Source organism: Rhizobium sp. P2_G2 (genome assembly GCF_056403555.1).
Genome location: NZ_JBFUFF010000276.1, coordinates 1 through 614, shown reverse-complemented (window position 1 = coordinate 614; position 614 = coordinate 1). Strand labels below are relative to the sequence as shown.

The 614-nt window shown below is 49.5% G+C and carries 1 protein-coding gene; it reads right to left on the bottom strand.

The window, feature by feature from the left end; translation table 11 throughout:
• The coding region (locus AC1D06_RS42720; RefSeq protein ID WP_477991643.1) for an RNA-directed DNA polymerase at positions 1-544 on the bottom strand (544 nt) is incomplete at its 3' end.
• Positions 545-614 lie beyond the last annotated feature (70 nt).

Sequence of the window (614 nt, the reverse complement as noted above, 5' to 3'; positions counted from 1 at the left end):
GTTGAAGATAGCTCTCAACGAATTCCCAGTTGTTCGAAGCGTAGATCCGCATACCGTCAAGTCCACGCAGGACCATCTTGACCGGACTATCCGAACTTATATTCGCGGAAAGTTGAAACGCTTCATCCAAGAGAAGCTCGAGCCGCTCACGCCTTCGCGAACTTTCGCTAGCCAGATGAATAGCGTCGCGAATTTTCTGTGCCCAAACGTCGTTGATAGGTTGCAAACTGGGATAAATTCTTGTTTTGGCATCATTTAACTGCAGTTCATAGCCAGCCAATATTTCTCGGAGTTGCGAGAGTACCACAAGGCCTTCGGCCTCAGAGCGCAAACCGATATAGTAGTCATCCACGTGACGAACCGCGCCAATGACAGCTTTTCCGGCGGCTGCTTTTAGCTCTGAATCTATCCCACATGAGATAAATTCTGCTATCAGCCGAAACGCGTCGGGGCCAATCAAAAGTCCACGAGTTTGGGCCATTTGGCAGTTTCGAACATGGAAATCTAACTCGTTGAAATAAACCTCTTTCGAGCGCTCACTCATATCCGCCTTCGACGCTTCGCGGCCGTGCCTCGACCAAGCAATTGAGTGGGTATAGATACTCGCGTAGAAC